General features: G+C 61.2%; 21 protein-coding genes. 8 read left to right on the top strand and 13 right to left on the bottom strand.

The genetic code is table 11. The features are described 5' to 3' along the window. Positions 1-170: 170 nt before the first annotated feature. Both ACSHT2_RS06645 and ACSHT2_RS06640 read right to left on the bottom strand, forming a co-directional pair. Entirely contained in the window at positions 171-881 is a 711-nt protein-coding gene (locus ACSHT2_RS06645; protein ID WP_440642787.1) for a TetR/AcrR family transcriptional regulator, read from the bottom strand. Positions 882-900: 19 nt separating this feature from the next. Continuing rightward, positions 901-1566, bottom strand: coding sequence for a TetR/AcrR family transcriptional regulator (locus ACSHT2_RS06640; protein WP_440640884.1), 666 nt, complete (start codon positions 1564-1566; stop codon positions 901-903). A gap of 130 nt (positions 1567-1696) precedes the next feature. On the opposite strand from ACSHT2_RS06640, the gene ACSHT2_RS06635 reads away from it, so the two are divergent. The 3 genes from ACSHT2_RS06635 to ACSHT2_RS06625 all read left to right on the top strand — a co-directional run bounded on the left by ACSHT2_RS06635 (position 1697) and on the right by ACSHT2_RS06625 (position 7530). Next, positions 1697-2851, top strand: a complete 1155-nt coding sequence (locus ACSHT2_RS06635) for an efflux RND transporter periplasmic adaptor subunit (protein WP_440640883.1) — start codon at positions 1697-1699, stop codon at positions 2849-2851. 3 nt (positions 2852-2854) lie between these two features. Next, positions 2855-5986 (top strand): efflux RND transporter permease subunit, encoded by a 3132-nt coding sequence (locus ACSHT2_RS06630; RefSeq protein ID WP_440640882.1) that lies wholly within the window; start codon positions 2855-2857, stop codon positions 5984-5986. A 161-nt stretch (positions 5987-6147) separates the two neighbouring features. Next, positions 6148-7530, top strand: coding sequence for an MFS transporter (locus ACSHT2_RS06625; protein WP_440640881.1), 1383 nt, complete (start codon positions 6148-6150; stop codon positions 7528-7530). A gap of 378 nt (positions 7531-7908) precedes the next feature. On the opposite strand, the gene ACSHT2_RS06620 is transcribed toward ACSHT2_RS06625, so the two are convergent. From ACSHT2_RS06620 to ACSHT2_RS06570, 11 genes are all read right to left on the bottom strand, one after another. Then, complete coding sequence (locus ACSHT2_RS06620) at positions 7909-9141, bottom strand: ABC transporter substrate-binding protein (protein WP_440640880.1); 1233 nt, start codon at positions 9139-9141, stop codon at positions 7909-7911. Positions 9142-9215: 74 nt separating this feature from the next. Next, positions 9216-10430 carry an FAD-dependent oxidoreductase gene (locus ACSHT2_RS06615; RefSeq protein WP_440640879.1) on the bottom strand — a complete coding sequence of 405 codons (1215 nt, stop codon included), beginning with the start codon at positions 10428-10430 and terminating at the stop codon, positions 9216-9218. A gap of 38 nt (positions 10431-10468) precedes the next feature. Continuing rightward, the gene (locus ACSHT2_RS06610) at positions 10469-11248 is read right to left on the bottom strand and encodes an SDR family oxidoreductase (RefSeq protein WP_440640878.1); all 780 of its coding nucleotides are present in this window, start codon (positions 11246-11248) and stop codon (positions 10469-10471) included. A 53-nt stretch (positions 11249-11301) separates the two neighbouring features. Beyond that, positions 11302-12162: a VOC family protein gene (locus ACSHT2_RS06605; protein WP_440640877.1), complete on the bottom strand. Its 861-nt coding sequence runs from the start codon at positions 12160-12162 to the stop codon at positions 11302-11304. 19 nt (positions 12163-12181) lie between these two features. Further along, on the bottom strand, positions 12182-13060 hold the full coding sequence (locus tag ACSHT2_RS06600) for a VOC family protein (RefSeq protein WP_440640876.1): 879 nt from the start codon (positions 13058-13060) through the stop codon (positions 12182-12184). Then, on the bottom strand, positions 13057-13740 hold the full coding sequence (locus ACSHT2_RS06595) for a TetR/AcrR family transcriptional regulator (RefSeq protein WP_440640875.1): 684 nt from the start codon (positions 13738-13740) through the stop codon (positions 13057-13059). Before ACSHT2_RS06595 ends, ACSHT2_RS06600 begins: the two co-directional genes overlap by 4 nt. A gap of 1 nt (position 13741) precedes the next feature. Continuing rightward, complete coding sequence (locus ACSHT2_RS06590; protein ID WP_440640874.1) at positions 13742-14056, bottom strand: non-heme iron oxygenase ferredoxin subunit; 315 nt, start codon at positions 14054-14056, stop codon at positions 13742-13744. A 10-nt stretch (positions 14057-14066) separates the two neighbouring features. Beyond that, positions 14067-14828: an SDR family oxidoreductase gene (locus ACSHT2_RS06585; protein WP_440640873.1), complete on the bottom strand. Its 762-nt coding sequence runs from the start codon at positions 14826-14828 to the stop codon at positions 14067-14069. A gap of 13 nt (positions 14829-14841) precedes the next feature. Beyond that, positions 14842-15327: an aromatic-ring-hydroxylating dioxygenase subunit beta gene (locus tag ACSHT2_RS06580; RefSeq protein WP_440640872.1), complete on the bottom strand. Its 486-nt coding sequence runs from the start codon at positions 15325-15327 to the stop codon at positions 14842-14844. Positions 15328-15341: 14 nt separating this feature from the next. Continuing rightward, entirely contained in the window at positions 15342-16613 is a 1272-nt protein-coding gene (locus tag ACSHT2_RS06575; protein ID WP_440640871.1) for an aromatic ring-hydroxylating oxygenase subunit alpha, read from the bottom strand. A gap of 31 nt (positions 16614-16644) precedes the next feature. Further along, entirely contained in the window at positions 16645-17856 is a 1212-nt protein-coding gene (locus ACSHT2_RS06570) for an NAD(P)/FAD-dependent oxidoreductase (RefSeq protein WP_440640870.1), read from the bottom strand. A gap of 178 nt (positions 17857-18034) precedes the next feature. Between ACSHT2_RS06570 and ACSHT2_RS06565 the strand changes: the two genes are divergently transcribed. From ACSHT2_RS06565 to ACSHT2_RS06545, 5 genes are all read left to right on the top strand, one after another. Continuing rightward, complete coding sequence (locus ACSHT2_RS06565; protein ID WP_440640869.1) at positions 18035-19018, top strand: amidohydrolase family protein; 984 nt, start codon at positions 18035-18037, stop codon at positions 19016-19018. Then, positions 19015-19506 carry a hypothetical protein gene (locus ACSHT2_RS06560; protein ID WP_440640868.1) on the top strand — a complete coding sequence of 164 codons (492 nt, stop codon included), beginning with the start codon at positions 19015-19017 and terminating at the stop codon, positions 19504-19506. Before ACSHT2_RS06565 ends, ACSHT2_RS06560 begins: the two co-directional genes overlap by 4 nt. Positions 19507-19543: 37 nt before the next feature. After that, positions 19544-21871 (top strand): indolepyruvate ferredoxin oxidoreductase family protein, encoded by a 2328-nt coding sequence (locus ACSHT2_RS06555; RefSeq protein WP_440640867.1) that lies wholly within the window; start codon positions 19544-19546, stop codon positions 21869-21871. A 567-nt stretch (positions 21872-22438) separates the two neighbouring features. Further along, entirely contained in the window at positions 22439-23587 is a 1149-nt protein-coding gene (locus ACSHT2_RS06550) for a DUF6537 domain-containing protein (protein WP_440640866.1), read from the top strand. 167 nt (positions 23588-23754) lie between these two features. After that, positions 23755-24966: an ABC transporter substrate-binding protein gene (locus ACSHT2_RS06545; protein WP_440640865.1), complete on the top strand. Its 1212-nt coding sequence runs from the start codon at positions 23755-23757 to the stop codon at positions 24964-24966. Positions 24967-25181 lie beyond the last annotated feature (215 nt).

Genomic DNA, 25181 nt, shown 5'->3' with positions numbered 1-25181 from the left:
TCGTTGTTGTTGCCTCGGGCGGTTTTGAAAATCGATCGCTTCTCGCGGCCGGCGGAACTTGCATGCCTTGCCACATCTTTTCAACGAATGGCGTATCGCATCAGCGATGCTATCGTCGCTACGATCGCCGCCACGGTGGCTTCATCAAGAGTTCAGTCGTCCGGCATGACTTATCCGGAGGAGCGACTAGAACACGGGACCACAAAGGCGCTCTCGAGCGCCTGAACCAAATCAGAAAGGAACTGCGTTTCAGGAAACGCTTCCTTCGAGCCGAAGAAAAAGTGACGAAATACACGACGGAAGCATGGGCCGAGCAGCATTTCGGCGATGACCGACGACTCGCATTCGGTTCGGAGTCGTCCCAGGCGTTGTTCTTCGGCTACGTACCCACTGAGTCGGTCATAGATGATGTCCTGGTTTCCGGATTGAAGATCGAGGATCCATCGTCGATGCTCGGAAAGCAGAGTGGTATCCGCAAACGATGCTGCGATCGATGGCACGATTTGCTGGTAGTAGCGTAGCGCCGCTTGTGCGCTTCTTTTCAGGTGATTTCGAACCTCGTCGGTACCCGCGGACTCGCGCCCCGATACAACGACAATTGCACTGTTCTCGCCTCGAAGGGCCGCCAAAAGTAAATCGTTCTTTTGCCCGAAGTGCTTGAAGATGAGCGCTTCAGAAACGCCCGCAGTTTGCGCGATCAATCTTGTGGTTGTGCGCGCCAAGCCGAGTTCGCGAATTAGGCATCGGGCCGCGCTTACAATGAGGTTCCGTGTGTTGACAGATCTTTCATGCGGCGTCGGGCATACCACGTCGCCGGCTCTCGAGCCGGGTTTCCGTTGACGATGTGATCGTCGCGCTACTGTACGCCGCAGGTTCGACATACGATAAGAGCCTTGCCGGTTAATCTCGGTGCGGGAGTCCACCAAGAAAGAGCTTCACGGATGCGCGAACCCATACGTCGACGTTCTCGGATGCGGACTCTACGCCGCCGAGATGGGCTGAAAGCATAATGCTGTCGACGGTAAGGCTCATGAAATGCTTCGCGGCGAGTTCGAGATCGGTCTCGCGCAAGCGCCCGCGATGCCGGAACAGGATCGATTTGATCACCTGAATTGCCGGCTTTCTCGCCCTCTCCGTGACCAGCCGTCCAAACTCCGGCCAACGTTGAGCTTCGGATATCACGACGCGATTGATGTTCAAGGAATGTGGTTGCAATACGAATGTTACGAGGTAGTGGGCAAGCGCAAGTAGCGTCTGCTCTAGATCTCCTTCCTCGGAGCTGAACTGATGGAGCGGTACGAGCCAGCGGTCAATCAAGTCACTGAGGACAGCCCGGAAGAGCGTCGCTTTATCGGTATATCGGTTGTAGAGCGTGCGCTTCGATATTCGGGCTGACGCGGCAATCGCATCGACGGACGTTCGGTCGAACCCGGAAGTCAGGAAAACCTCGCTCGCAACCCGAAGGATGTACTCGTTGCGGTCGACGATCTCGGCGGCCCGCGGTCTGCCCGGGCGCGCAAGACGCGCATGCGGCGAAATAGAAACAGCTACCTTTGCTTTTCGCATGCTTGCACTTCCAATCGACGCGACTCGCCAGAACCAATGTCTCCAAAGTTCTTGACAGGGAGATAAACGGAGGTAGATAAAACGAAACCGTATCGTTTTGTAGGCGGCAGATCAATCCTAAAGTGAGGCCATGCGTTCCCTTCGTCATCTTGTATTGATCGGGTGCGCGGTCGTCGCGCCGACCCAAGCGCAACAGGCGGCGCCTCTGTCGCCGGTAGGTGTCGTAAAGGTGGAGCGTAGGCCCATCACCGAAACATCAGAATTTCTCGGGCGAATACAGGCGGTCGAACGCGTCAACATTCAGCCTCGCCTGACAGCATTTCTGACCAAGCGCCTGTTTACGGAAGGGACGGAGGTCAAGAAGGGCGATCTGTTGTATCAGCTCGAACAGGAGCCTTTCGCCGCCGATCTTCAAAGCAAGCAGGCGTCGGTCAAGCAGGTAGAGGCTCAACTGCAGAACGCCAATCTGACACTGGATCGCGCTCAACAACTGCTAAAAAGCGCCGCCGGAACCGTGGCCACATTCGATACTGCCCAGGCGAACCAGAAGTCCCAGGAAGCACTTCTGTTGGCGGCACAGGCGCAGCTTCGACAGGCCGAGATAAATTTGGCTTACACCGAGATCCGCGCGCCGATCGACGGAAAAATCGGTCAGACATCCGTCACCGAAGGGAACGTCGTCAGTCCCAATTCAGGGGTTTTGACGACCATTGTGAGCCAAGACCCCATGTACGTCGTCTTTCCGGTGTCGGTACGAACGGTCCTTGAGCTTCGCGCGCGAATTTCCGGCGAAGCGGGCTTCGGCGCCCTCAAGGTCAAGATCCGGCTGCCGGACGGGCGCATCTATGGTCAGCCTGGAAAACTCGACTTCCTTAATAACAGCGTCTCTGGCAACACGGATACGGTGACGCTTCGCGCGGTGGTGCCGAACCCGACGGTTGCGGGCTCTCGCGCCGAACCGGGCGCGCAGCGCCAACTGATTGACGCCGAGTTGGTCACCGTGCTGCTGGAGGGGGCCGAACCGGTCAACATGCTGACCATTCCTCGTGCAGCCGTCCTCACTGACCAGGGCGGCGACTACGTTTACATCGTCGATGGCGATGGAAAAGCACAGAGGCGCGGAATCAAGCTGGATCCCTCTACGACTCCAACCCTAGCCGTTCTCGCGAGCGGCCCTGACGAGGGCCAGCAGGTAATCGTAGAAGGCCTGCAACGTGTCCGCCCGGGCGTGGCGGTACTGGCGACGCCGGCCACGCCAAGTCCAGCCTCTGAGCCGCGGAGATAATCGATGATCTCCGCCGTTTTTGTCGATCGCCCACGGCTGGCGATCGTGATCGCGATCGTGATGACCCTTGCCGGCGCGATCGCCATGATGAGGATGCCGGTTGCACAGTTTCCCGACATCGTTCCTCCGCAGGTTCAGGTCTCCGCGAACTTCCCCGGCGCGTCAGCTGCTGTGGTGGAGACGAGTGTGGCACAGCCGCTCGAAGCCCAAATCGTCGGCGTCGACAAGATGCTTTACATGAAGTCGACGAGCGGAAATGACGGCAGCTACAACCTGACCATCAGCTTCGCGCTGGGGACCGACCCCGACGTCAACACCGTCAACGTCAACAATCGGGTTCAAACCGCGCTTCCCCAACTGCCACAGGAAATTCAGCGCCAGGGCATTACCGTCAGAAAGCGTTCGTCCGCGATCCTGCAGTTTATCGCCTTCTCCAGCGAGAAGCACGATACCTTGTTCATCGCGAACTATATGACCATCAATATTCTGGACGAGCTTTCGCGCATTCCAGGCGTGGGACAGGCCCAACTCTTTGCCCGCCTGAAATATTCGATGCGCGTGTGGTTCGACGTACAGAGGCTGATCAGCCTCAATCTTACGCCGTCGGACGTCGCGGCGGCCATTCAGGCGCAAAACGTTCAGGCTCCGACGGGGAGAATCGGAGCGCCGCCCATCGGCAAGGACCAGCAGGTCCAAATGAACGTCCAGACCCAGGGCCGTCTGACGACGGCGGAGCAGTTCGGGGATATCGTGCTGCGCGCCAATCCGGACGGATCGGTGCTGCGGGTGAAGGATGTCGCGCGGGTCGAGATCGGAGCCCAGAACGAGGATATCGACAGCCGTCTCAATGGCCAGCCCACGGTGGCCGCGGCCATCTTTCTGGCGCCCGACGCCAATGCGGTAAAAACGTCGGCGCTTGTTAATCAGGCTTTGGAGCGGTTGAGCAAGCGATTCCCGGAAGGCATGACTGCGCGGGTGGTGCACGACTCCACGACCTTCGTGAACGATACGATCAGCGAGGTGCTGCATACGCTGTTCGAGGCATTCCTGCTCGTCGTCGTCGTCGTTTACCTGTTTCTCGGCAATCTGCGCGCGACGATCATCCCGACCGTCGCAGTGCCGGTGAGCCTGATCGGCACCTTCGTTGTGCTCCTCGCGATGGGGTACTCGGCCAATACCGTTTCGCTGCTGGCGATGGTGCTGGCGATCGGCATCGTTGTCGATGACGCGATCGTCGTGGTGGAGAACGTGGAACGCGTCATGGAAGAGGAACCGGACCTCAGTCCGGCGGACGCGACCAAGAAGGCGATGCGGCAGATCACGGCGCCGGTCATCGCGATCACGCTTGTACTCCTCTCGGTCTTCGTTCCCATCGCATTCGTGCCCGGATTGTCGGGACAGCTCTTCCGGCAATTCGCGGTAACGATCAGTGCGGCTATGTTGATCTCGGCAGTCAATGCATTGACGCTGTCGCCGGCGTTGTGCGCCGTGTTCTTGCGCCATTCCGGCCCCCGCCGGGGGCTGATCGCCCGTGTCATGCGCGGAATTGATATCGTGCAGAATGGCTATGCATCGGTAGTCAAACGGCTCGTGCGAGTCGCCGCGCTGTCGCTCGTTGCGGTCGCCCTGAGCGGTGTTGGCATCTTCGGTCTGGCGAAGATCACGCCGACCAGCTTTCTTCCCGAGGAGGATCAAGGCGCATTCTTCATCGCGGTCCAATTGCCGGACGGCGCGTCGCTGGCGCGGACCAGTGATGCGGTAAGGACAGTGGAGAGGCTTGTCTCTTCCATGCCCCAAGTCAAGGATACCTTCTCCATCCTGGGCTACTCGCTTTTGGATTCGGCGGCGGCATCCAATGCGGCTTTCGTTGTCGCCAAGCTGAAGCCGTTCGAGGATCGGCGGTCGGCAAGTGATTCGGCCCAAGCACTGATCGGAAAGGTGTTCCGTGACGGATCGCTGATCCGAAGCGCCACGGTCCTGCCGTTCAATTTGCCGCCGATCATCGGCCTTTCGACCAGCGGCGGGTTTGAATACATGCTAGAAGCCTTGGAAGGCCAAGATCCGGTTGTCTTGGGCAGCACGATGCAGGGTCTGATTGGTGCCGCCAATCAGGACCCGCGGCTTGCCCGGGTGTTTTCGACCTACACGACGGTTACCCCCTCGCTCTTTCTCAACATTGATCGCGAAAAGGCACAAGCCCTGGGCCTAAGCTTAAGCGATATCTTCGCATCGCTGCAGGCTACGCTCGGAGGCCTCTACGCCAACGACTTCAACCTCTTTGGTCGTGCCTGGCAGGTCAACATCCAGGGAGAGGCGGCAAATCGCCAGGATATTTCGGCGCTCTGGCAGATCCAGATCAGAAACAAGGACGGCGAGATGGTACCGCTTAGATCGATCGCGGACCTCGGCATCGTTCTCGGTCCTCAAGTCATTACCCGATACAACAATTATCGCTCCGTAACCATCAACGGCAGCCCCGCGCCAGGCGCGTCCTCAGGGTCGGCCCTCGAGGCCATGCAGCAGGTGTCGGCCAAGACCCTTCCGCAGTCGTACTCCTTCGAGTGGACTGGCTCCGCATATCAGGAACAACAGGCCGCCGGGCAGGCGGGAATCATCTTGGCTCTCGCGCTGTTGTTCGCGTTCCTGTTTCTGGTTGCGCTCTATGAAAGTTGGATGATCCCGGTGCCGGTACTGCTCTCCGTCGTGGTAGGCGTGCTCGCTGCGTTCATTGGCATTCTGCTCGCCGGCCTCACACTTGATCTGTACGCTCAGATCGGGCTCGTCGTCCTTATCGCCCTTGCCGCCAAGAACGGTATCCTCATCGTGGAGTTCGCCAAGGAGCAGCGCGAGCAAGGGAGAGAAATCGAAGAGGCCGCGGTGCTCGGCGCGCGAATGCGCTTTCGTGCGGTAATCATGACCTCGATCGCCTTCATCCTTGGATTGGCCCCGCTGGTGGTTGCGCATGGCGCCGCCGAAATCAGCCGCCGCGGTGTAGGAACGTCGGTCTTTGCAGGGATGATAGGTGCGAGCACGATAGGCATCTTCCTGATTCCGATGCTGTACGTTGTGTTTCAGAGAATCCGAGAGCAACGATTTCGCGCGAGGAAAGACAACGCCGTCAAGCAAGTCGGTTGACACCAATTGCTCCGAGAAAAAATGCACATTGTTCGAATATTCAGCAGTTTCCCCGCACTAAGAGACAAAATACCCAATGACAGTCACAGGGGGCACCGAGCTCGGGCCCCACGAACAAGCATGTTGGTTCGCACTCTAGATATGATCAGCTGAGGCAGGATATGGAACACGAGCGCATTGCCAATTTGTCGTACCTGAAGAAAATCGTGGGCGCTTCCATGGCTGGTACGGTGGTCGAATGGTACGAATTCTTTCTCTACGGCACGGCCGCAACGCTAGCGTTCGGCAAGCTCTTCTTCCCCACAACGGCTAGTGAGTTGGATGGAATCATTGCTGCTTTCGCAACTTATGCCGTGGGGTTCATCTCGCGCCCCTTAGGTGGCATAGTATTCGGTCACATCGGTGACAAGATTGGGCGCAAATCGCTGCTACAGTTCAGTCTCGTGCTCATCGGCGGCTCCACGTTCCTGATGGGATGCCTGCCTAGCTTCTCTTCGATCGGTTATTGGGCGCCGGTCTTGCTAGTCACTTTGCGTTTCATTCAGGGCTTTGCTCTCGGTGGCGAATGGGGCGGTGCGGTGTTGCTTGTGACAGAACACAGCCCCAATAGGAGCCGCGGCTTTTGGGGAAGCTTTCCCCAGGCAGGGGTACCGCTTGGCAATCTTCTGGCCACGATAGTACTGCTGGTGCTGTCTGCCAGTCTGTCTCAGGAGGCGTTCCTGTCGTGGGGCTGGCGTGTCGGTTTCTGGCTGTCCGTGGTCATCGTCGGCATCGGTTATTATATTCGCACCCAGGTGACCGACTCCCCGATCTTCCACGCTGCCAAGCAACAGGTCGAGAAGCAGGCGGACGCCGGTTACGGCCTGGTCGAGGTATTTAGGCGCTACCCGCGCGGGGTTTTCACCGCCATGGGACTGCGCTTCGGAGAGAACATCCTTTATTACATGGTCGTTACGTTCTCGATAACCTATCTCGGCTATCTCAAGTTAAACACCACGCGGATACTGACGCTTTTACTCTTTGCGCACATTGTCCATGCCATCGCAATTCCGCTCGTTGGTCATCTGACCGACCAGCGAGGCCGCAAGCCGATATATATTCTTGGCGCGACACTTGGGATGATTTGGCCGTTCGTCGCCTTCCCGATCTTTGGCACGGGGAGCACATGGCTGATCCTCGTCGCGATTATGCTTGGGTTGGTCGTTCACGCCATGATGTATGCTCCTCAGCCGGCGATCATGGCCGAGATGTTTCCTACCCGAATGCGATACTCCGGTGTCTCACTTGGTTATCAGGTAACGGCAATTGTCGCTGGTTCATGGGCTCCGCTGATCGGCACGGCGCTGCTACGGCGCTTCGATACGTGGATGCCCATCGCGACGTACATCCTACTCGCGAGCGCGGTCAGTCTCGTCGCGGCAGTGTATATGAGTGAGAGCAGGGGCGCGTCTCTGGTGTCAATTGACCAGGAGGATATGCGCCGCATGGTTGGTTGCCGAGAGGACCGGGGCCGGTTACCTGGGCCTTGGCCGCTGAATCAGTAAAGGCCACTCTCACATGGCCCAGCGTATCGTCTTTCGCGGGGCGCGACTGGCCGCCAGACAGGCTATTACTACAGTGCAGACAAGGACGAAAATCCGAGGTGATGATCCGATCAAGCGAGGGAACGGGCATACAGGATGTGGAACAGAAAGCGGAGTGTCGTCTCCTCGCCAGTACTCTGTAGTGACCCGCGTGGCGGTTCGCGCGTTTAGTCTCCGACGATCGTTGCTGCACGATGTCTCCACGCGAAATCCGAGGTTTGCGCGCCCTAACAATTGGCTGGCATTTGTGAAACTGGAGCGCAGCTACTAGCAGGGCTCGATCAGCCTTCTGATGCTCTTATCAAAGGTTGGGATCTTCAGGATCAGAGAAACTCGGAATCACCCGAGATGATCGATAAGTTCTGGACTCCCGATTGGGGCCAGTGTGCTGCCGTCAAACCGGGTCAGCTGCAGGTGATGGATTGCACGATAATCGGTCGGGGAATTCGATACGCCAATCCCGTCAATGAACATTGGCGGAATTATGTCGCGAAGAGTGGTTGATTGCTTCAGCAAATTTTCGCGCGATAGTTCAGTTCCGCAGCGCTTCAGCGCCTGTTCGATCATGTACGCATTGTTGTAGCCCGGGACCGCCGCAGCGTTATTGAGGTCAAGGTTCGGCATGTATTTGGCGGCGAAAGCTTTGAAGTCCTTCACCGCCGGATGATCTGCTTGGGTCGGATCCGCGGGATTGCGCTCCCATATCGCCGTGATCACGCCTTTGGAAGCCTCGATGCCAGCCGGAATGAAGGTGGTGCCGATTGAGCCTGCATTGGAGGCGACGATGTGCATCGGGTGCCAATCCATGCCAGCGGCAGCGCGAATGCCTTGCGCGGCGAACTTGGATTGCGTGAACTGGATTAGCACGTCAGCTCCGGAAGCTTTGAAATCGACAATCTGCGCGTCGATCGTTGGATCGGAGAGCTCGTGGCTCAGCTCCTTAACGATCATGCTGGATGCCTTGTCGCCGAGGCCCTGCTTCAAACCCTTCACATAGTCGCGGCCCAGGTCGTCATTCTCATATTGGATGGCGAGTTTCGCCGAAGGGCGCTCTCGTAAGATGTGCTTCGCGAACAACGCTCCTTGGGCGGCATAGATAGGGTAGAATGGAACGATCCAGGGAAACGTCTTGGGATCGTTAAACCGCTCGGCGCCCGAAGTCAGGAAAAGGTTTGGTACGCCTTTGCTATTCAGGTACTTTTGAATGGCGACGTTGGTGGGCGTACCGAGCGAACCGGCGATAGCAAAAACATCTTCGGACTCGACAAGTTTGCGCGTTTGCTCCAGCGCTTTGGGCGGGCTGAATGCATTGTCGAGAGAGATCAGATTGACCTTGCGTCCGTTTATTCCGCCCCTTTCGTTGACCATCTGAAAGTAGGCTACCTGCGCCTGGCCATAGGCGGCCGCAGTTGAGGCGGGGCCGCTATAATAGGCCGTCGTCCCGAGTTTTATTTCGGAGTCGGTGACGCCAGGACCGGCACTTGTCGCGGCTTTAGTGCTTCTGGGGATGCCGGCGAGAGCAGCCGTAGCAGCGCCAAGGCGAATAACTGAACGGCGGGAAAGAGCTTTCATCCTTGGTCCTCTTCTCAATAAGTTCAATCAAAGTCAAACGCTGGCTCAGATGATCCAAGACGCCAACTACGCGGCTAGAGCCGTTTTTCCTTCACGCGCTGGACCAGCGTTTGCCCCGAGATCAATGAGGGGGTCTCGAGCCCGGCCGGTGCGGATAAGAACTTCCGCATCGCTTCAGGATCGTGTTTGCGCGCTCGCAAGACAGAAAGGTCTCGCTCTAGGCGGGCCTCATCGGTAGAGTTGAAGACCAAGCGAAGACTTTCGCTCGATATGGGTGAAGTGACTTCGTGATAAATCTTCAGGCGTTGCTCGGAATAGCGATCGAGTACTTGGTCGCCGGTACGTCCGTCGACGACGGATGCCAGCGCCTCACTCAATACAAATGAATCGTACAAACCGCCCATGAGCCCGAACCCGCTCGTTGGGTTGGTTATGTGAGCGGCATCACCCGCGAGGACTACTCGCCCGACGCGATAGGTCGCGGCGGAGCGCTGGTGCATGTTGTAGGCTGTGTGAAGCACCAGCTCATAGTGTTGGTCACCCGGGAGGGTTGCCTTAATGAAACTACGGATCCGGTTGCCAACCGTCTCCAAAGGCTGAGTCGTCTGCTCTGCGAACGTAAAGCGCCACAGGCCGTCGAGAGTGATCTTGTAGACGACCGCGCCATAGACCGGATCGACCAGATACCCCGAACTCCAGCCGTATTTCTCGAAGTCGTAATAGATGTTGGTCACCACGAAACGCTGCGGCCAGGTGAAGCCGTCCATGGTCAGGCCAATGGCCTTGCGCACGGCGCTGCGGCCGCCATCCGCGCCGACGACCCAGCGGGCGTCGTATTCGACGGGCGTACCGGCTTTCTCGGCGCGGATAACGACCTTGTCCGTCGTCTGGGTCAGGCCGATGAATTTCGTGCTCCAATCGATCGTGACGTTCGGATAGCGCTGGATATGTTGCAGCACGACCTTTGCGAGCACGTCCTGTCCCAGCGTCAGATTGTAGGGACGGTCGGTGATGTTGCGCACCGCATCGTGGTTGTAGACGATGGTCTCACCGGTCTTGAAGATGCGCCAACAACGGTCGTCGATCGGATGCCCCGCCGCGATCAGGTCGTCGAGCACGCCGAGCAGTTCGAGTCCCGGCAAAATCGTCCAAGCGTAGGAGATAGCCCGCGGCGAATACACGACGCCGTCCTCTGCCTCCAGCAATCGCACCGAGACGCCCTGCTGGGCGAGCCCAAGCGCCGTCATCAGGCCCACTGGCCCGCCGCCCACGATCAGTACGTCAGTCATGCCGTCCCCACCTTCATTCGGTGCCGCTTCCCTCGAAGTCAGAACGTGCCGGGATAAGCGCCGCCGTCGATGAGGATGTTTTGACCCGTGATGTATCCGGCCTGCGCCGAGCACAGGAAGGCGCAGGTTGCGCCGAACTCGTCGGGGTGACCGAACCGCCGGGTCGGATTGGCGGTCCGGATCTCCTTCGTGACCTCCGCGACGTCGCGCGAGGAGTTTCTCGCGAGCGCAGCCAGGTTCGATTTCAACCGGTCGGTCTCGAACGTGCCGGGCAGCAGGTTGTTGATGGTCACGTTGTGCTCGGCCACCGAGCGGGACAGTCCGGCGATAAAGCCAGTCAGGCCGGCACGTGCACCGTTGGACAGCGCGAGCATGGCGACCGGCGCCTTCACCGCGTGAGACGTGACGTTGACGATGCGGCCGAACTTGCGCTCGATCATGCCGTCCAGGGTCGCCTTGATCAGCGCGATCGGCGCCAGCATGTTGCCGTCGAGCGCCTTGATCCAGTCGTCCCGCTCGAATTTGCGGAAGTCGCCGGGGGGAGGGCCGCCGGCATTGTTGACCAGGATGTCAGGCGCGGGACACGCCGCCAGCAGCGCATCCCGCCCTTCCTTCATCGTCACGTCGGCGACGACCGGCGTGGGACGATTTCCCGTCAGCTTGCCAATCTCGTCGGCCGTCGCCTCCAGCACTTCGCGCCGGCGGGCCGCGATGAACAGCTCGACGCCCTCTCGTGCCAGCGCGACGGCGCTGGCACGACCAAGTCCTTGGCTCGCCGCACAGACGACGGCCTTGCGACCCTTCAATCCCAGATCCATATGTCCTCGCCTGATATGCCCACGCCGTTGTTCGGCGCCGCGTGTCGTTTCTTCTATTTGTTCGGCAGCGTCATCCCGGCGGGCTTGGCGCCCCACATGCAGAAGCTGGTCGGCTCGAAGCCGAACTGCCGCGGCCGGTGCGTCGCTTCGTCTTCGATCTCGTCCACGCCTACCGAGTATTCGAAGATCATGCCGTTCGGACCCTTGAAATAGAGGAAGCGGGCACCCGAGGTCGGATGCCGGCCGGGGCCGAACACGATCGGCACGCGCTTGTCGTTGAGGAAGTAGTAGGAGCGCAGCACGTCGTCGCTGCTCTCGACCTGGTGGTTGATGTGCTGGATGCCGGCGTTCGGCGCCCGCACCAAAGCGATCGTGTGATGGATCGCGTTGACGCGCATCAGCGGAATGTCGCCGATGCGGTCGCTGACACGGGCGTTGCAGACCTGGGTCCAGAACCGCTCGTCGCGGGCGGGATCGGTCGAGTTAAGTCCGATATGGCTGAAGCCGGTGATGCCGGCATCGCGGCTGGCGAAGTAGCGTCGCCCGCTGCGTTCGGGCCGCACCACCAGCTCGATGTGGTTGCCGGTCGGATCGCGGAAGCCGATGAAGGCCTTCACTTTGCGCTGCTCGGCTTCCTCGGACGTTCCGGCATGGACAGGGTGCCCGAGCGTTTCGAGGGTGGATGCGGCATCCTGCAGGCTCGCCTCGTCTTCGACCTCGAAGCCGACGGTCTGGCTGCGCGCATCGCCTTCCGAATAGCACAGCGTGTGCGCCCGATCGTCGGAGCGCAGATAGAGCTCCTTCCGGCCGCGTTCCGCGATCTGCAGGCCGAGGCAGGTCGTCGCAAAGGTCTCGGCGGATTCGAGATCGGGCGAGCCTAGACGGACGTAGCTGACATCCTTGAGCTGGATCATGCTGCTTCTCTCTTTTCGTTCAGACGGACGCGCTCAGTTCCGGCACGTCCTTACTCTCGCTGCCCCAGTCGCACAGTGATGCCGCCGTCAGCGGAAACTGCCGCGCCAGCCGCGGCTTGTCGCCGTGCTCCGCCATGCCGTTGACGTAGGAAAAGATCAGCCCGTCCGGGCCTTCGACGTGAAGGAATATCTGGCGCGAGGCAGCTTCACGGCCGGGCCCCTGCACGATCCTGATCTGGCTTTCCTGCATGAAATAGCTGTTCTGCATGATCTGATCGAGCGCCTCGACCTCAAACGCGGCATAGAGCAACCCGTTGCGCGTCGACGGATAAAGCGCGACGCGGTGGTGCATTCCGTCGATGCGGAGGTACGCGATGTCGCCGACCCAGTCGCTGACCTCGGCCCCGAGCGCCTTCCAAAACGCGAGATCGCGCGCGTTGTCGGTGGTCCGGAGTCCGACGCTATGGAACTGCACGATGCCGGCGTCGCGGGACGGGAAATAGCGCTTGCCGCTACGGGTGGGGCGCACCACCAGATCGATCCGGTTGTTCGAGGCATCCTCGGCCAGCAGCGCGGACTGGACGTAGCGGCGCCGGCACTCCTCGGGTTCCGCGCGATTCACCGTGAAGCCGAGATCGCCGAGGCGTTCGCCGATCGTTGCGAGCGCATGGTCGTCCCACACCTCGATCCCGACGCTGGCGGCGTCGCTCGCATTGCTGGCGAGGCTGACCGTGCGGTAGCGGTCGTCCGAGCGGAACGCGAGTTCGCCGTCCTCTGCCGCGACCTGCTGCAGGCCGAAGATGTCGGACACGAAGCGGGCACCGGCATGCAGTTCGCTGACCGCAAGACGGACGTAGCAGACAGAGGTGACGAGGGGCGTAGCATGGCCGTTCTTCATCTCGTCCGCGCCTTCGCAGGTTGCGAGTCCAGGAAAATCTTGATCATGCGCCGCCACACCGAGAACAGCTCGTCGAACCATTTCGGGTCGTTGTCCCAGAGCGTGCGCAGCGCCATGCCCCGGACAAGGCTCAGAGTGAGAGCGACGATATCCGCCGCCAGGGCTGCGGGGACGCCGCTGGCCGTCAGGGCTTCGGTCCAGGCGGTCTCGACCGGGCGGCGCGCCTTCCGGGAGATTTCGAAGATCTGCTTGCGCACGGCATCGTCCGTGGAGGTCGATAGCACGATGTCAATCGCCACCATGAAGTGCTCGCTGAAGAAGAACTCGCGCGCGTCCTCGATCACGGCCTCGATCAGATCGCGCGGGCGGTTGACCGCCGCGGCGCGCCGCCGGCTCATGATCTGCGCCTGCTCGAACACATATTCGAGCGTGGCGACGACGAGCGAATCCTTGGTCGGGAAATGATGCAGCTGCGCGCCGCGCGACATGCCGGCTTCTGCGGCGACGTCGGCGGTTCGGAACCTGGCGTAGCCGCGCCTGCGAATGAGGTTGGCGGCCGCCTTCAGGATCTGCGTGCGGGTTGCTTCGGTGCGTTCAGCCTGCGTGCGCCGCCGCGTGGCGCCGAGCGACCGGCGGGCGGATTTCTGCGAGGATGCGAAACGGTCGGGGCGTGTTGCCATGTCAGACCTCGATCTGGACCTTTCCGTCGACGATGGTCACCGGATAGGTTTTCAGGGGGATGTCACAAGGCATACCGGTCGGCTCGCCGGTGGTCACGTCGAAGGTCCCGAAATGGAAGGTGCACTCCACGATTTTCCCGTTCAGGAGCCCTTCCAGCGACAGCGAGGCTTCGCCATGCGTGCACATGTCGGCGGTCGCGTAGATTAACCCCTCGACGCGGTAGAGCGCGACGTTGGAGCCGTCGGGCAGGGGCGCCTGCTTGATTTCGCCTTCAGTGACGTCGTCCGCGGCGCAGAGAACAATCGTTTCAGCCATCCGGATCGACCTAGAGCATCGCGCTGCCGCCATTGACGCTGATGACCTGACCGGTCACGAACGACGCCTCGGCGGAAGCCAGATAGGACACCATGGACGCGACTTCCTCCATCTCGGCCGGACGGCCCATGGGAATGACGCTGACAAATTTGGCGGCGAGCGCCGGATCACTCTTGGTGATCGCCACCATCTGAGGTGTATTCACGGCGCAGGGGGCGACCGTGTTGACGGTGATGCCGTCCCTGGCGAATTCGCGCGCCATGCCGGTAGTGAGGCCGTGCACGCCGCCCTTGGCCGCGTTGTAGGCGGCGTGGTCCCACAGCCCGTTGCGCACCGAATCCGCACCGAGATTGACGATGCGGCCGTAGCGTTGCGCTCGCATATTCGCAACCGCGTACCAGGAGCACCAAAGCACGGTCCAGAGATTGCGGTCGATCGTTGTCTTGAGCGTCTCGGGCGTGTGCTCGGCGAACGGCTTGATGATGCCGCCGCCGGCATTGTTGACGAGGATGTCGAGCCGTCCGAAGGCATCGCTCGCCAGATTGACGGTCTTCTCGGCCACGCTCTGCTCGGAAAGATCGCCGGCGCAGCTCGCGACATCGGCGTCGAATGTCGACTTCAGATGGCTCGCGGCCTGCTTCAGCCCGTTGTCATCGACGTCGGCGATGACGAGTTTTGCGCCGTCGCGCGCCAGCCGCTCCGCGATGGCGAGCCCTATGCCCTTAGCCGCGCCTGTCACGATGGCAACGTTGTTGTGGAGTTTCTTGTCCATTGATCCGGCTTCTCTAGAGGATGATGCTGACGCGGCCCTGCGTGCGGAGGCCTTCGCTGTCAAGGAGGCAGCGCTTTTCCTTGATGCGGAGGCGGCCGCCCTCGACCACGATGCGATAGCGGTTGCTGCCGAAATAGGTGTCGGTCACGCCGTCCTTGGTGCGATAAGTGATGAAGGCGGAGCCCACCTCGATCTCGGAATCGCTGCGATTGCGGATCCGAACGTTGCTGACGAGATGCCGGGTGCGCGAGTGCGGAAACTCGGCGTGCGCCGTTCGTTTCATCAGGCGCTTGACACGCTCGGACAGGCGGAAGCGATCATCGGCGACATAGAACAGGGTCTTGTCGGGCGAGGAATCCGCAGCCACGTCGGTCGAGGGGACGTAATAGATTGCGTCCTCCGTGAACAATTCGAGCCATTCCGGCAGCCGCCATTCGTCGAGCAGATCGGCTTCCGTGAACAGGAAGTCCTCGATATCGGAGCGGGAGACGTCTTGCATGTCCTGTTCCCCTCTCAGATCGGCGTCTGGAACACGTGCCTGTTCCAGTTCGACCAGAACGCACGCATCTGCAATTCGTCGTCATAGGCCGGCACGGGCTTGCCCATGCCCTTGGAGATGTCGTTCCACTGTGCTTCGGCGGAGTTGCGGAAGCCGCGCTGGCACTGCTCCAGCGCCTCGACGTCGTCGGGCGTTGCGAAGCCGCCGGGGCCCAGGAATTCGAGGAAATTGTAGAGCCGGTATTTGCGGGCCCAGTCGGTCTCCTCCTTCGGCGCCAGCGCCCAGGCGCTGATATTCATGAAGTCGGGCGCGATCGGGTAGTAGGTCCGGACGGTCACCGCCATGATGTCGTTGACGACGAGATTGGGGAAGACGAACAGATTGCGGTTGAACAGCGCGATGCGCTTGGCCCGCTCCTCGCCATGTCTTGCCACCAGGTTCTGGAAGAGCCGGTCGACTTCCTTCTTGCCGTCCTCGCCCCACATCGGCACCCATTGCGCGACCGGACGCCCCCAGGGCGCCTTGTATTCGAGCACTGCGTGGCCGTTGCCGAGATCACGCGCCGCGCCTTCGAGCGGGACGGGGGCGAGACCGCCATTGGTGGCCTTCAGATAGTCGAAGTAGGTCGCATGCGTGGTCAGTGCGTGGTAGCCGTCGATCGAATTTTCCGTGAGCAACTTCCAGTTGGCGCGCATGGAATATTCCTGCGTGCCGCCGACGATGGTCATGCCGGCTTCGGCTTGGTCGGCGATGACATCGAGATATTCCTTCACCGCGCCGAGATAGCTGTCGAGGCTGTCGGCATTTTTGTCGAAGCAGATGAAGTTGAAGTCGCGGTAACCCTCAAAGCGCGCGACCTGCTGCATGTTTGAGGTGCTCCGCTCCTTGAAATCGGGTGCGTAGGAGGCTTCGCCCGGCTGGCTGCGCAGGGCACCGTCGAGCCCGAACACCCAGCCATGGTAGAAGCACTGAAACGACTTCGCGCTGCCGTGCTTCTCGCGGCACACCTGCGCGCCGCGATGCGGACAGGTGTTGAGCATCGCGCGCAGCGTGCTCTTGGCATCGCGCGCGAACAGGATGTTGCGGCCGCCGACCTGACGGGTGACGAAATCGCCGGGCTTGGGGACTTCCGAGCTGTGACCGAGATACAGCCAGCATTTGTCGAAGATCTGGCTGCGCTCGGCCGCGAGGATGTCGGGGTCGACGAAAGCCTGGCGCGACACCCTGAAGATCTGCTTGGTCTCGTCGACCATCAGCGCCGTGTTCATCCGCTCGAACGCGTTCATTGGCGGTCTCTCCCTCGGAAACGAATGTTCTTCATTTCAATGCAGCCCGCAGATCGAAGGCGGGTGATTCCAGGTCGGTGCGGGCAGGGCGCTTGTTGGCCGCGAGCAGCCGGCGCAGCATCGCCATGTCCTTGGCGGCGTTGACCGACAGCGCTCCGACCAGGTCGGCGCCGCGCATCGCGATGACGGAGAAGCGGCCGGAGGCCGGCTCGCCGCGGACGATGTGGTCGCTGTCGCACATGTCGCCGGCGACCTGGATGTTGAGATCGTACTGGTCGGTCCAGAACCAGGGCGGATCGACATAATCCTTCTGCTCGCCGAGCATGTTGCCGGCAACGGCAATGGCCTGGTTCTGGGCGTTGGCCCAGGTCTCGACGCGGATGTCGCGGCCGTGGCAGCGGCTCCATTGCAGGGCGGCATCGCCCGCGCAGAACACGTCCGGCACCGCCGTGCGTCCGCACGCATCGACCGCGATACCCGCAGTGGCGAGGAGCCCGAGCCGCTCGGCGACGGTTGCGACCGGTTCGACGCCGATCCCGACCAGGATCAGATCGGCGGGGATCTCCGCGCCGTTGCCGAGTTGGACACCGCCCGCCGTCGCGCCGGTCACGGTCGTTCCGAAAATGAAATCAACGCCGTGGCTGCGATGTCTGTCGGCGACGATATCGCTGACGAGGGAGGGCAGCGCGCGGGCGAGCAGCTGCGGTTCGTTCTCGATCACCGTGGTGCGGCAGCCATGCTTCGCCGCGGCGCAGGCCGCCTCCAGCCCGATCACGCCGCCGCCGACGATGACGATGCGCGACTTGTCGCGGATCGATTTGCGGAAGCGCAGCGCATCCTCGACGTTGCGCAGATATTGCACCTTGGGCCCGCGTCCCTCGAGTCCATCCAGGCGGCGCGGCCGGGTCCCGGTTGCGATCAGTAAGCGGTCGAAGCCGAAGACGCGGCCGTCGGCCGTCGTCACGGTGCGGCGGTCCGCATCGCAATCGGCGACCGGCGCGCCGGTTTCGAGCCGCACGTCCAGAACGCTGCTCCAATCCCGCGCCTGCTTAATAAAGGTGACCGGCTTGTCCGCAGTCCCCAGCATGTCCTTCGAGAGTTGCGGGCGTTCATAGGGCGGGTGCGCTTCCTCGCCCAGCATCGTGATCCCGCCCTGGAACCCGCGGGCCCGCAAGGCCTCGGCCGCGCGGCCGCCGGCCTGTCCGGCGCCTGCAATCACGATATGGGCTGATGCGGCCAGCAACTAGATCTTCGCTCCCTGGGGCGGCGATTGCGCGATCGCAACACCCGTCCGTGATTATTCTTCGATTGCTTCCATATTAAAAACAGTCCAACCTGCTTGTAAAGTGAATTGCAGTGCGGTCCCCGGCAATCGGACAAACCGCGCTGCAGTGCATAACAAAAATCAGAGGAAACGAGCCTTGGCTGAGGCGATCGACACCCATACGCATTTCGTGCCGCGCAGCTTTCCTGTCGCAACCGGCCGCAATCCGCTCTGGCCCTCCGTTGAGCTTCGTAGTGGCGATGGTGCCGCGGTGATGGTCGGCGGAAAAGTGTTCCGCGTGATCGATTCCCGGAGCTGGGATGCGAGCCGCCGCATCGACGACATGGCGGCCGACGACGTCGACGTGCAGATCGTCTCGCCGATGCCGGAATTGTTGTCACACTGGTTTCCGGCCGACGATGCAGACGCGATCAGCCGTCACATCAACGAGGGAATCGCCGAGCTCTGCAGCGCCGACCCCCGGCGCTTCATCGGCATTGGCATGTTGCCAATGCAGGATCCCGGGCTTGCCGTGAAGCGGCTGGAGGAGCTGAAATCGCAAGGTTTGCGCGGTTTCGAGATCGGCACGCATATCAACGGTATGGCTCTCGGTGACGTGCAGCTGCAGGAGGTCTATGCGGCGGCCGAGCAGGCGAATCTCGCGATCCTGGTCCATCCCCTGCACCCGGCCGGGCTCGAACGCATGGGCGGCCGCCCGGAGCTGGCGGCCGTAGCGGCCTTTCCACTCGAGACGGCCTTCGCGGCGGTCTCACTGATGACTCATGGCGTGATGGAGCGTTTTCCAAAGCTACGGATCATGCTGAGCCATGGCGGCGGCGCGCTGCCGTCGATCCTGCCGCGGCTGAAGCACGCCCGCGGTATCGGGCCGCCCCTGGACAGCCTGTTCGCCCGCGATCCCGCGGAGACCGTGAAGGCGTTCTATTTCGACAGCATCCTCTACGACCGGGAGGCGCTCGACTATCTCCTGCGCAAGGTGGGCCGGGACCGGATCTTGGTCGGGTCCGACTACCCCTTCACGATCAAGCAGGACCGGCCGGCGGAGTTTGCCGAGCGAGCCCTGGCGATGCCGCGGCAGGAGTTTACGGCGAACGCCCGGCGCTGGCTCGGGCTTGAGGCATGAGCGGCGCGATGACCAATTGCTATTCCTATGCCCAGCTCTGCTCGCTGGGCCCGTTGCCGCCGCGAACGCCGGCGCGGCCGGACGCGCAGGTGCCGAAGGACCGCAAGCTCGGCAAATGCGCCCATGGTGTAATCGGCGCGTTCTATTTTTATGCCGAAGGTTCGGATGACGATGCGGCGTTCGGCTTCTGCGACATCGAGCTGTCGGTCCAGCGGATCGCGGAAGGCAAGGTCCGGGTCGAATTGTATTGCGTGGCGGACGGCTACCAGAGCGCCCGCGGCGTCGGCACGGATCATCCGCTGAAGATCGCCGTCCTCGCCGGAGACAAGGTGCTCGGCGTCGCGCGCTGGCATTTCGCCGACGTGATCTGCGGTCATGCCGATCCCATGCATTTCGCCGCCGACCTCGATATCGACGATGCCATGTTCGATCGCATCGACCGGATCGAGCTGCAGAAGACAGTCGGCCGGTCGCGCCCATGCGAATAGCGTCAGCAGGACAGTCGCGAGGGGGAGACGCGTCACGATGGCACTGATGGACGTCGGGCTAGACGACAAATACCGGCTGGATGCAAAGCGGATCTTTCTCTCCGGCACCCAGGCGCTGGTCCGGCTGCCGATGCTGCAGCGGGAGCGCGACCGCGCGCAGGGGCTGACCACGGGCGGCTTCATCTCTGGCTATCGCGGCTCTCCGCTCGGCATGTACGACAACGCGCTGTGGCAGGCGAAATCGTTCCTTCAGCAGCACGACATCGCCTTCGTGCCCGGCCTTAACGAGGATCTGGCTGCGACGGCAGTGTGGGGCAGCCAGCAGGTCGGCATGTTTCCCGGCGCCAGGGTCGATGGCGTGTTCGGCATCTGGTACGGTAAGGGCCCCGGCGTCGACCGCTCGCTGGACGCGCTCAAGCATGCCAATTCGGCCGGGACCTCGCCGAACGGCGGCGTGCTCGCGCTCGCCGGGGACGATCATGGCTGCCAGTCCTCGACGCTGGCCCATCAGAGCGAGCAGGTGTTCGCCTCGGCGCTGATGCCGGTGATCAATCCGTCGACCTTGCAGGACTACCTCGATCTCGGCATTCTGGGTTTTGCGCTGTCGCGCTTCTCCGGCTGCTGGGTCGGCTTCAAGGCGATCTCGGAAACGGTCGAGAGTTCGGCGTCGATCGTCAGCGACCCCGATCGCATCAGGATCGTCATGCCCGACGATTTCGAGATGCCGCCGGGTGGCCTCTCGATCCGCTGGCCGGACCCGCCGCTGGAGCAGGAACGGCGGCTGCACGGTCCGAAGATGCAGGCGATCGCGGCCTTTGCCCGCGCCAATCGCTTCGATCGCATCGTGCTCGATTCCAAGCCGGCGCGGCTCGGTATCCTGGCGACCGGAAAAGTCTATCTCGATCTGCGTCAGGCGATGGCCGATCTCGGGATCACCGACGAGGAGGCCCGGACGCTGGGCCTGCGCATCTACAAGGTGGCGCTAACCTGGCCGCTGGAGGAAAGCGGCGCACGCGCCTTCGCCGACGGCTTGCAGGACATTCTCGTCGTCGAGGAGAAGCGCGGCTTCATGGAGGACCAGCTTCTGCGCATCCTTTACAACGTGGATGCCGCGAAGCGGCCCTCGGTCGTCGGCAAGCGCGACGAGAGCGGCGCGGTCCTGCTGCCGAGCGAGGGCGAGCTGACGCCGACCATGGTGGCGGCGGCCGTGGTGGCGCGGCTGCGCCGCCTCGGTCACCGTAGCCCCGTGCTGGAGCAGCGACTGGCCAAGCTCGAAGCCCTCGACCGGCCGGCCGCGAGCCCCAGTGCCGCCAAGCTGCAGCGCACGCCGTACTTCTGCTCGGGCTGCCCGCACAACACCTCGACGAAAATCCCGGAGGGCAGCCGCGCCATGGCCGGCATCGGCTGTCATGGAATGGCGCTGTCGGTGCCCAGCCGCCGCACAGCAACAGTCTCGCACATGGGAGCGGAGGGGGTGACGTGGATCGGGCAGTCGCCCTTCACCAATGAACGCCATGTCTTCCAGAATCTCGGCGACGGAACCTATACGCACTCCGGCCTGCTGGCGCTGCGCGCGGCGGCTGTCGCCGGTGTAAACATTACCTACAAGATATTATATAATGATGCGGTTGCGATGACTGGCGGTCAGCCGGCAGAGGGCGGCTTCACTGTATCGCAGATCGCGCACCAGGTCGCCGCCGAAGGTGCCAAACGGCTGGCGATCGTCTCCGACGACCCTGAAAAGTATCCGGCAAGTTACTTCCCGGCCGGCGCCACGGTTCATCATCGTCGCGAGCTCAATGCCGTCCAGCGCGAGTTGCGTGACATCGTAGGCCTGTCTGTCCTGATCTACGACCAAACCTGCGCGGCTGAAAAGCGGCGCCGGCGCAAGCGCGGTCTCTCTCCCGATCCGCCGAAGCGGGTATTCATAAACGAACGAGTCTGTGAGGGGTGCGGCGACTGCTCGGAAGCGTCGAATTGCGTTTCTGTACAGCCGTTAGAAACCGAGCTCGGTCGCAAGCGACGTATCGATCAGTCGAACTGTAACAAGGACTTTTCGTGTAACGAGGGGTTTTGTCCCAGCTTCGTCACCGTTCTAAACCCCAAGCTGCGCAAGAATGATCGTGCCCTAGACGATCCCACAGCGTTGTTCGCCGATCTGCCGGCGCCATCAACGCAATCTCTCACTAATCCCTATAATATATTGATCACCGGCATCGGCGGTACTGGCGTTATCACGATCGGCGCACTGCTTGGGATGGCAGCGCACGTCCAGGGCCTCGCTTGCTCGACGTTGGACTTTACAGGGTTGTCGCAGAAGAACGGCGCGGTAATGAGCCACGTCCGGTTGGCTCCAATGGACTAAACCGCTCGCGCGGTAGGGCACTGCGGCGGGCGGCATGGCCATGGGTGGACGATAGGAGCGTGTTGCCCGACGATGAAGGGCCAGAAGCATATCCCCAGAACCGATGATGGTTCAGCACGATGATCGCGCGGATCTCGCACCGACAGCGTTGGGAGCGCAACTTCGAATACCCGAACCGGTGCGATTGGAGATGCAGTGATGATATATAAGCCGAGCTCGAAACATTTCCGTTGGACGCCATCACGTGGAAATATTTGTTCGACCGATGCGGTACAAAGGCTGCCATCAGGCACATAACGCACAAGTTGTAATATGTGCCTTTTTTACAACGCCTAACTCTCTGAAATTACAGGAGCGGCGAAAGGCGTTTTCACCCATTCGCAAAGTTCGTGCCATATCGCAAAAGTTGTACTCGCACTCACAGCCGCCAAACCCCCACAGCGTCTGACGCGCCACCTCGCCCCACATCCCGCGGTTTCCTCCATTGGAGGTTTGCGTACGCCGGCCCCGGTGTGTGCCGCGCCACCGTCATGGGGCCGGCATCCGCAAACCTTCACAACAGCCGACATGCTTACGACCGTCCGCATAGCGCCAGGGACCGCAAATTTGATACTAGGCTGCGATCTCGTCGTCGCGACCAGCGTTCCTGCGTTGACCCGCGCGGAGCGAGGCTTGACCCGTGCCGTTGTCAATGCCGACCTACTTCCGACCGCCAGCTTCGTCATGAACCCAGACATCGACTTCGAGGCCGGAGCAATGCGTGATGCGCTTCACAGCGCCGTGGCGCCGGGTGATCTCAATATCCTAGATGCAACAGGGCTTGCGACAGCGCTAATGGGAGACAGCATCGCGACAAATGCCTTCATGCTCGGCTTTGCCTTCCAACATGGACTGCTTCCCTTGTCCTTGGATGCAATATTGAGGGCGATCGAGCTCAACGGTGCAGCGATCGAAATGAATAAGATGGCGTTTTCGTGGGGGAGGCTCGCTGCGCACGATCCTCCGCGCGTCGCCAGCGCCGCCCGCTTCAAAAGTGTCGGTGCTGCGCCTAACAAGCTGACGCTAGACGAGACGATTGCCTACCGTGCCAAATTCCTCACGGATTACCAGGACGAGGCCTACGCGAAACGCTATCTCGCCGACGTCGCAAGAGTGCGGGCGGCCGAGGGCGCAGTCGCCTCGGGTTCGCAACCCGAACTTGCGGAAGCCTTTGCGAGAGGTCTCTTCAGGCTCATGGCGTACAAGGACGAGTATGAAGTCGCTCGGCTCTATTCCGATGGCGAGTTCGCCAAGTCTTTGAAGGAGCAGTTCGATGGCAACCCGAAGCTTAAGGTCCTGCTCGCGCCACCGCTGCTGGCGCGCCGAGACAAGGTGACAGGCCGATTGCGGAAGCGAGAGTATGGCGCCTGGATGTTTGGGGCACTCGGCATACTGGCCCGGCTGAAGAGTCTGCGCGGCACGCCGTTCGATATATTTGGCTACACCGCGGAACGACGAATGGAACGCGCGTTGGCGAGCGAGTATTCAGCCATGATACTGCGTCGCGTCGGCAGCAAAGAACCGCTCGATCTAACGCGTCTCGTGGCTTTGGCGAAAGCTGCTGACCTCGTCCGGGGCTATGGGCACGTCAAGGAGGCCGGCGTGGCTCGCTATCACGCCGAATGCAAGCGGATCGTCGACGACATCGACGCTAGGTTTGCCGAAGCAGCCGAATGAAGAAGCGTATGCGGCGCGACAAAAGAAACAGGTCAGCCTGCTTGTAAGTAAAATTTCTGTCTGGTAGCGTTCGTGCGCCTAAAAGCCCGCCAAAAGGGCTGTGCGATAGGGATGTGTAACGCTACTTGCTGCGCCAGATGCGTCGGCAAGCCGCAAGGGAGGGAGGCATGAAGGCAGCGATGAGGGCGCTGGTCTCGATCGTGGCGCTATCGGCGGCAGGGACAGCTTGGTCGGCAGACAAGAAGTACGGGCCGGGTGTGACCGACACCGAGATCAAGCTTGGTCAAACGGTGGCGTATAGTGGTCCGGCTTCGGCTTTCGCGAGCTACGGACGCACCATGATGGGTTACTTCGCGATGATCAACGAAGCTGGCGGCATCAATGGGCGAAAGATCAATCTGATTTCCCTAGACAACGCCTTCAGCCCGCCCAAGGCCATCGAGCAGACGAGAAAGCTTGTGGAAGGTGACGAAGTTTTGGCCGATGTCGGCACCGTGGGCACGACGCCCAACGTCGCCATCCAGAAGTACCTCAATGGCGCGAAGGTGCCTCACATCTTCATCTCCGCAGGCGGGCGCCGTTTCGCCGACAAGAAGAACTTCCCCTGGAGCGTGCCCATGTATCCGGGTTTCGAGATGGAGGGGCGAACTTTCGGCGAGTACATTATGAAGCACAAGCCCGACGCAAAAATCGGAGTGCTTTATCAGAACGACGACTACGGCAAGGACTTCCTCACGGGTCTGAAGGCCGAGCTCGGCGACAAGAACAGGCCTGTCGCGGAAGTCTCGTACGAGATCACGGAGCCGACGATCGATTCCCTGATCGTTCGCCTTAAGGACGCCGGCGCGGATGTCGTCCTGCATTTCTCGACGCCGAAATTTACGGCCCAAGGGCTGCGGAAGATCAAGGAAATTGGCTGGGCGCCACTGCAGTTCCTGGTGAGCCCGTCAAATTCCATCAAAGCGGTCATCGAGCCGGCGGGTTTCGAGAACGCGCAGGGCGTCATCACGACGCAGTTTACCAAGCAAGCTGGGGATCCGGCCTGGGAAAACGATCCCGAAGTAATGGAATATGTCGCGTTCATGAAGAAGTGGGCGCCAAACGATAACCCTGGCGATTTCATAGCCCTGTCGGGTTACGTGATCGCACAGGGCATCGCGCAGGCGCTCAAGCAATGCGGCGACGACTTGACGCGCGAGAACCTTCTGAAGCAGGCAACCATCATGAAAGGTCAGCGCTTCAAGATGATGCTGCCCGGCATCACGCTGAGCACGACGCCGGACGACTACATCCCGTACGAATCCCTGCGGCTCGCGAAGTTCGAGGGAAAGTCCTGGAAACTGCTGGACGCCACCGGAATGTCGGCGAGCGCGAAGTAGATCGATAGCCGAGACGGGGCGCGTGCCGGTCTCGACGGCGCGCCCTCCATATCGCTAGTTGACCTCGCAGCCGGTCATCTCGCGCGCGATCGTCACGAAGCGGTCGACGACCAGGTTGTGGGTTCGCTCCGCCAGACCAGGGAAAACGGAACGGTCAGCGCTGGCGGCGCGACGCACCACACGTACAAGGATGACGACCTGGGCCGAAACCTACT

This window comes from Bradyrhizobium sp. PUT101, assembly GCF_052043945.1.
In the GTDB taxonomy this organism is placed as follows: Bacteria; Pseudomonadota; Alphaproteobacteria; order Rhizobiales; family Xanthobacteraceae; genus Bradyrhizobium.
This window is presented reverse-complemented; position numbering and strand designations above follow the sequence as displayed.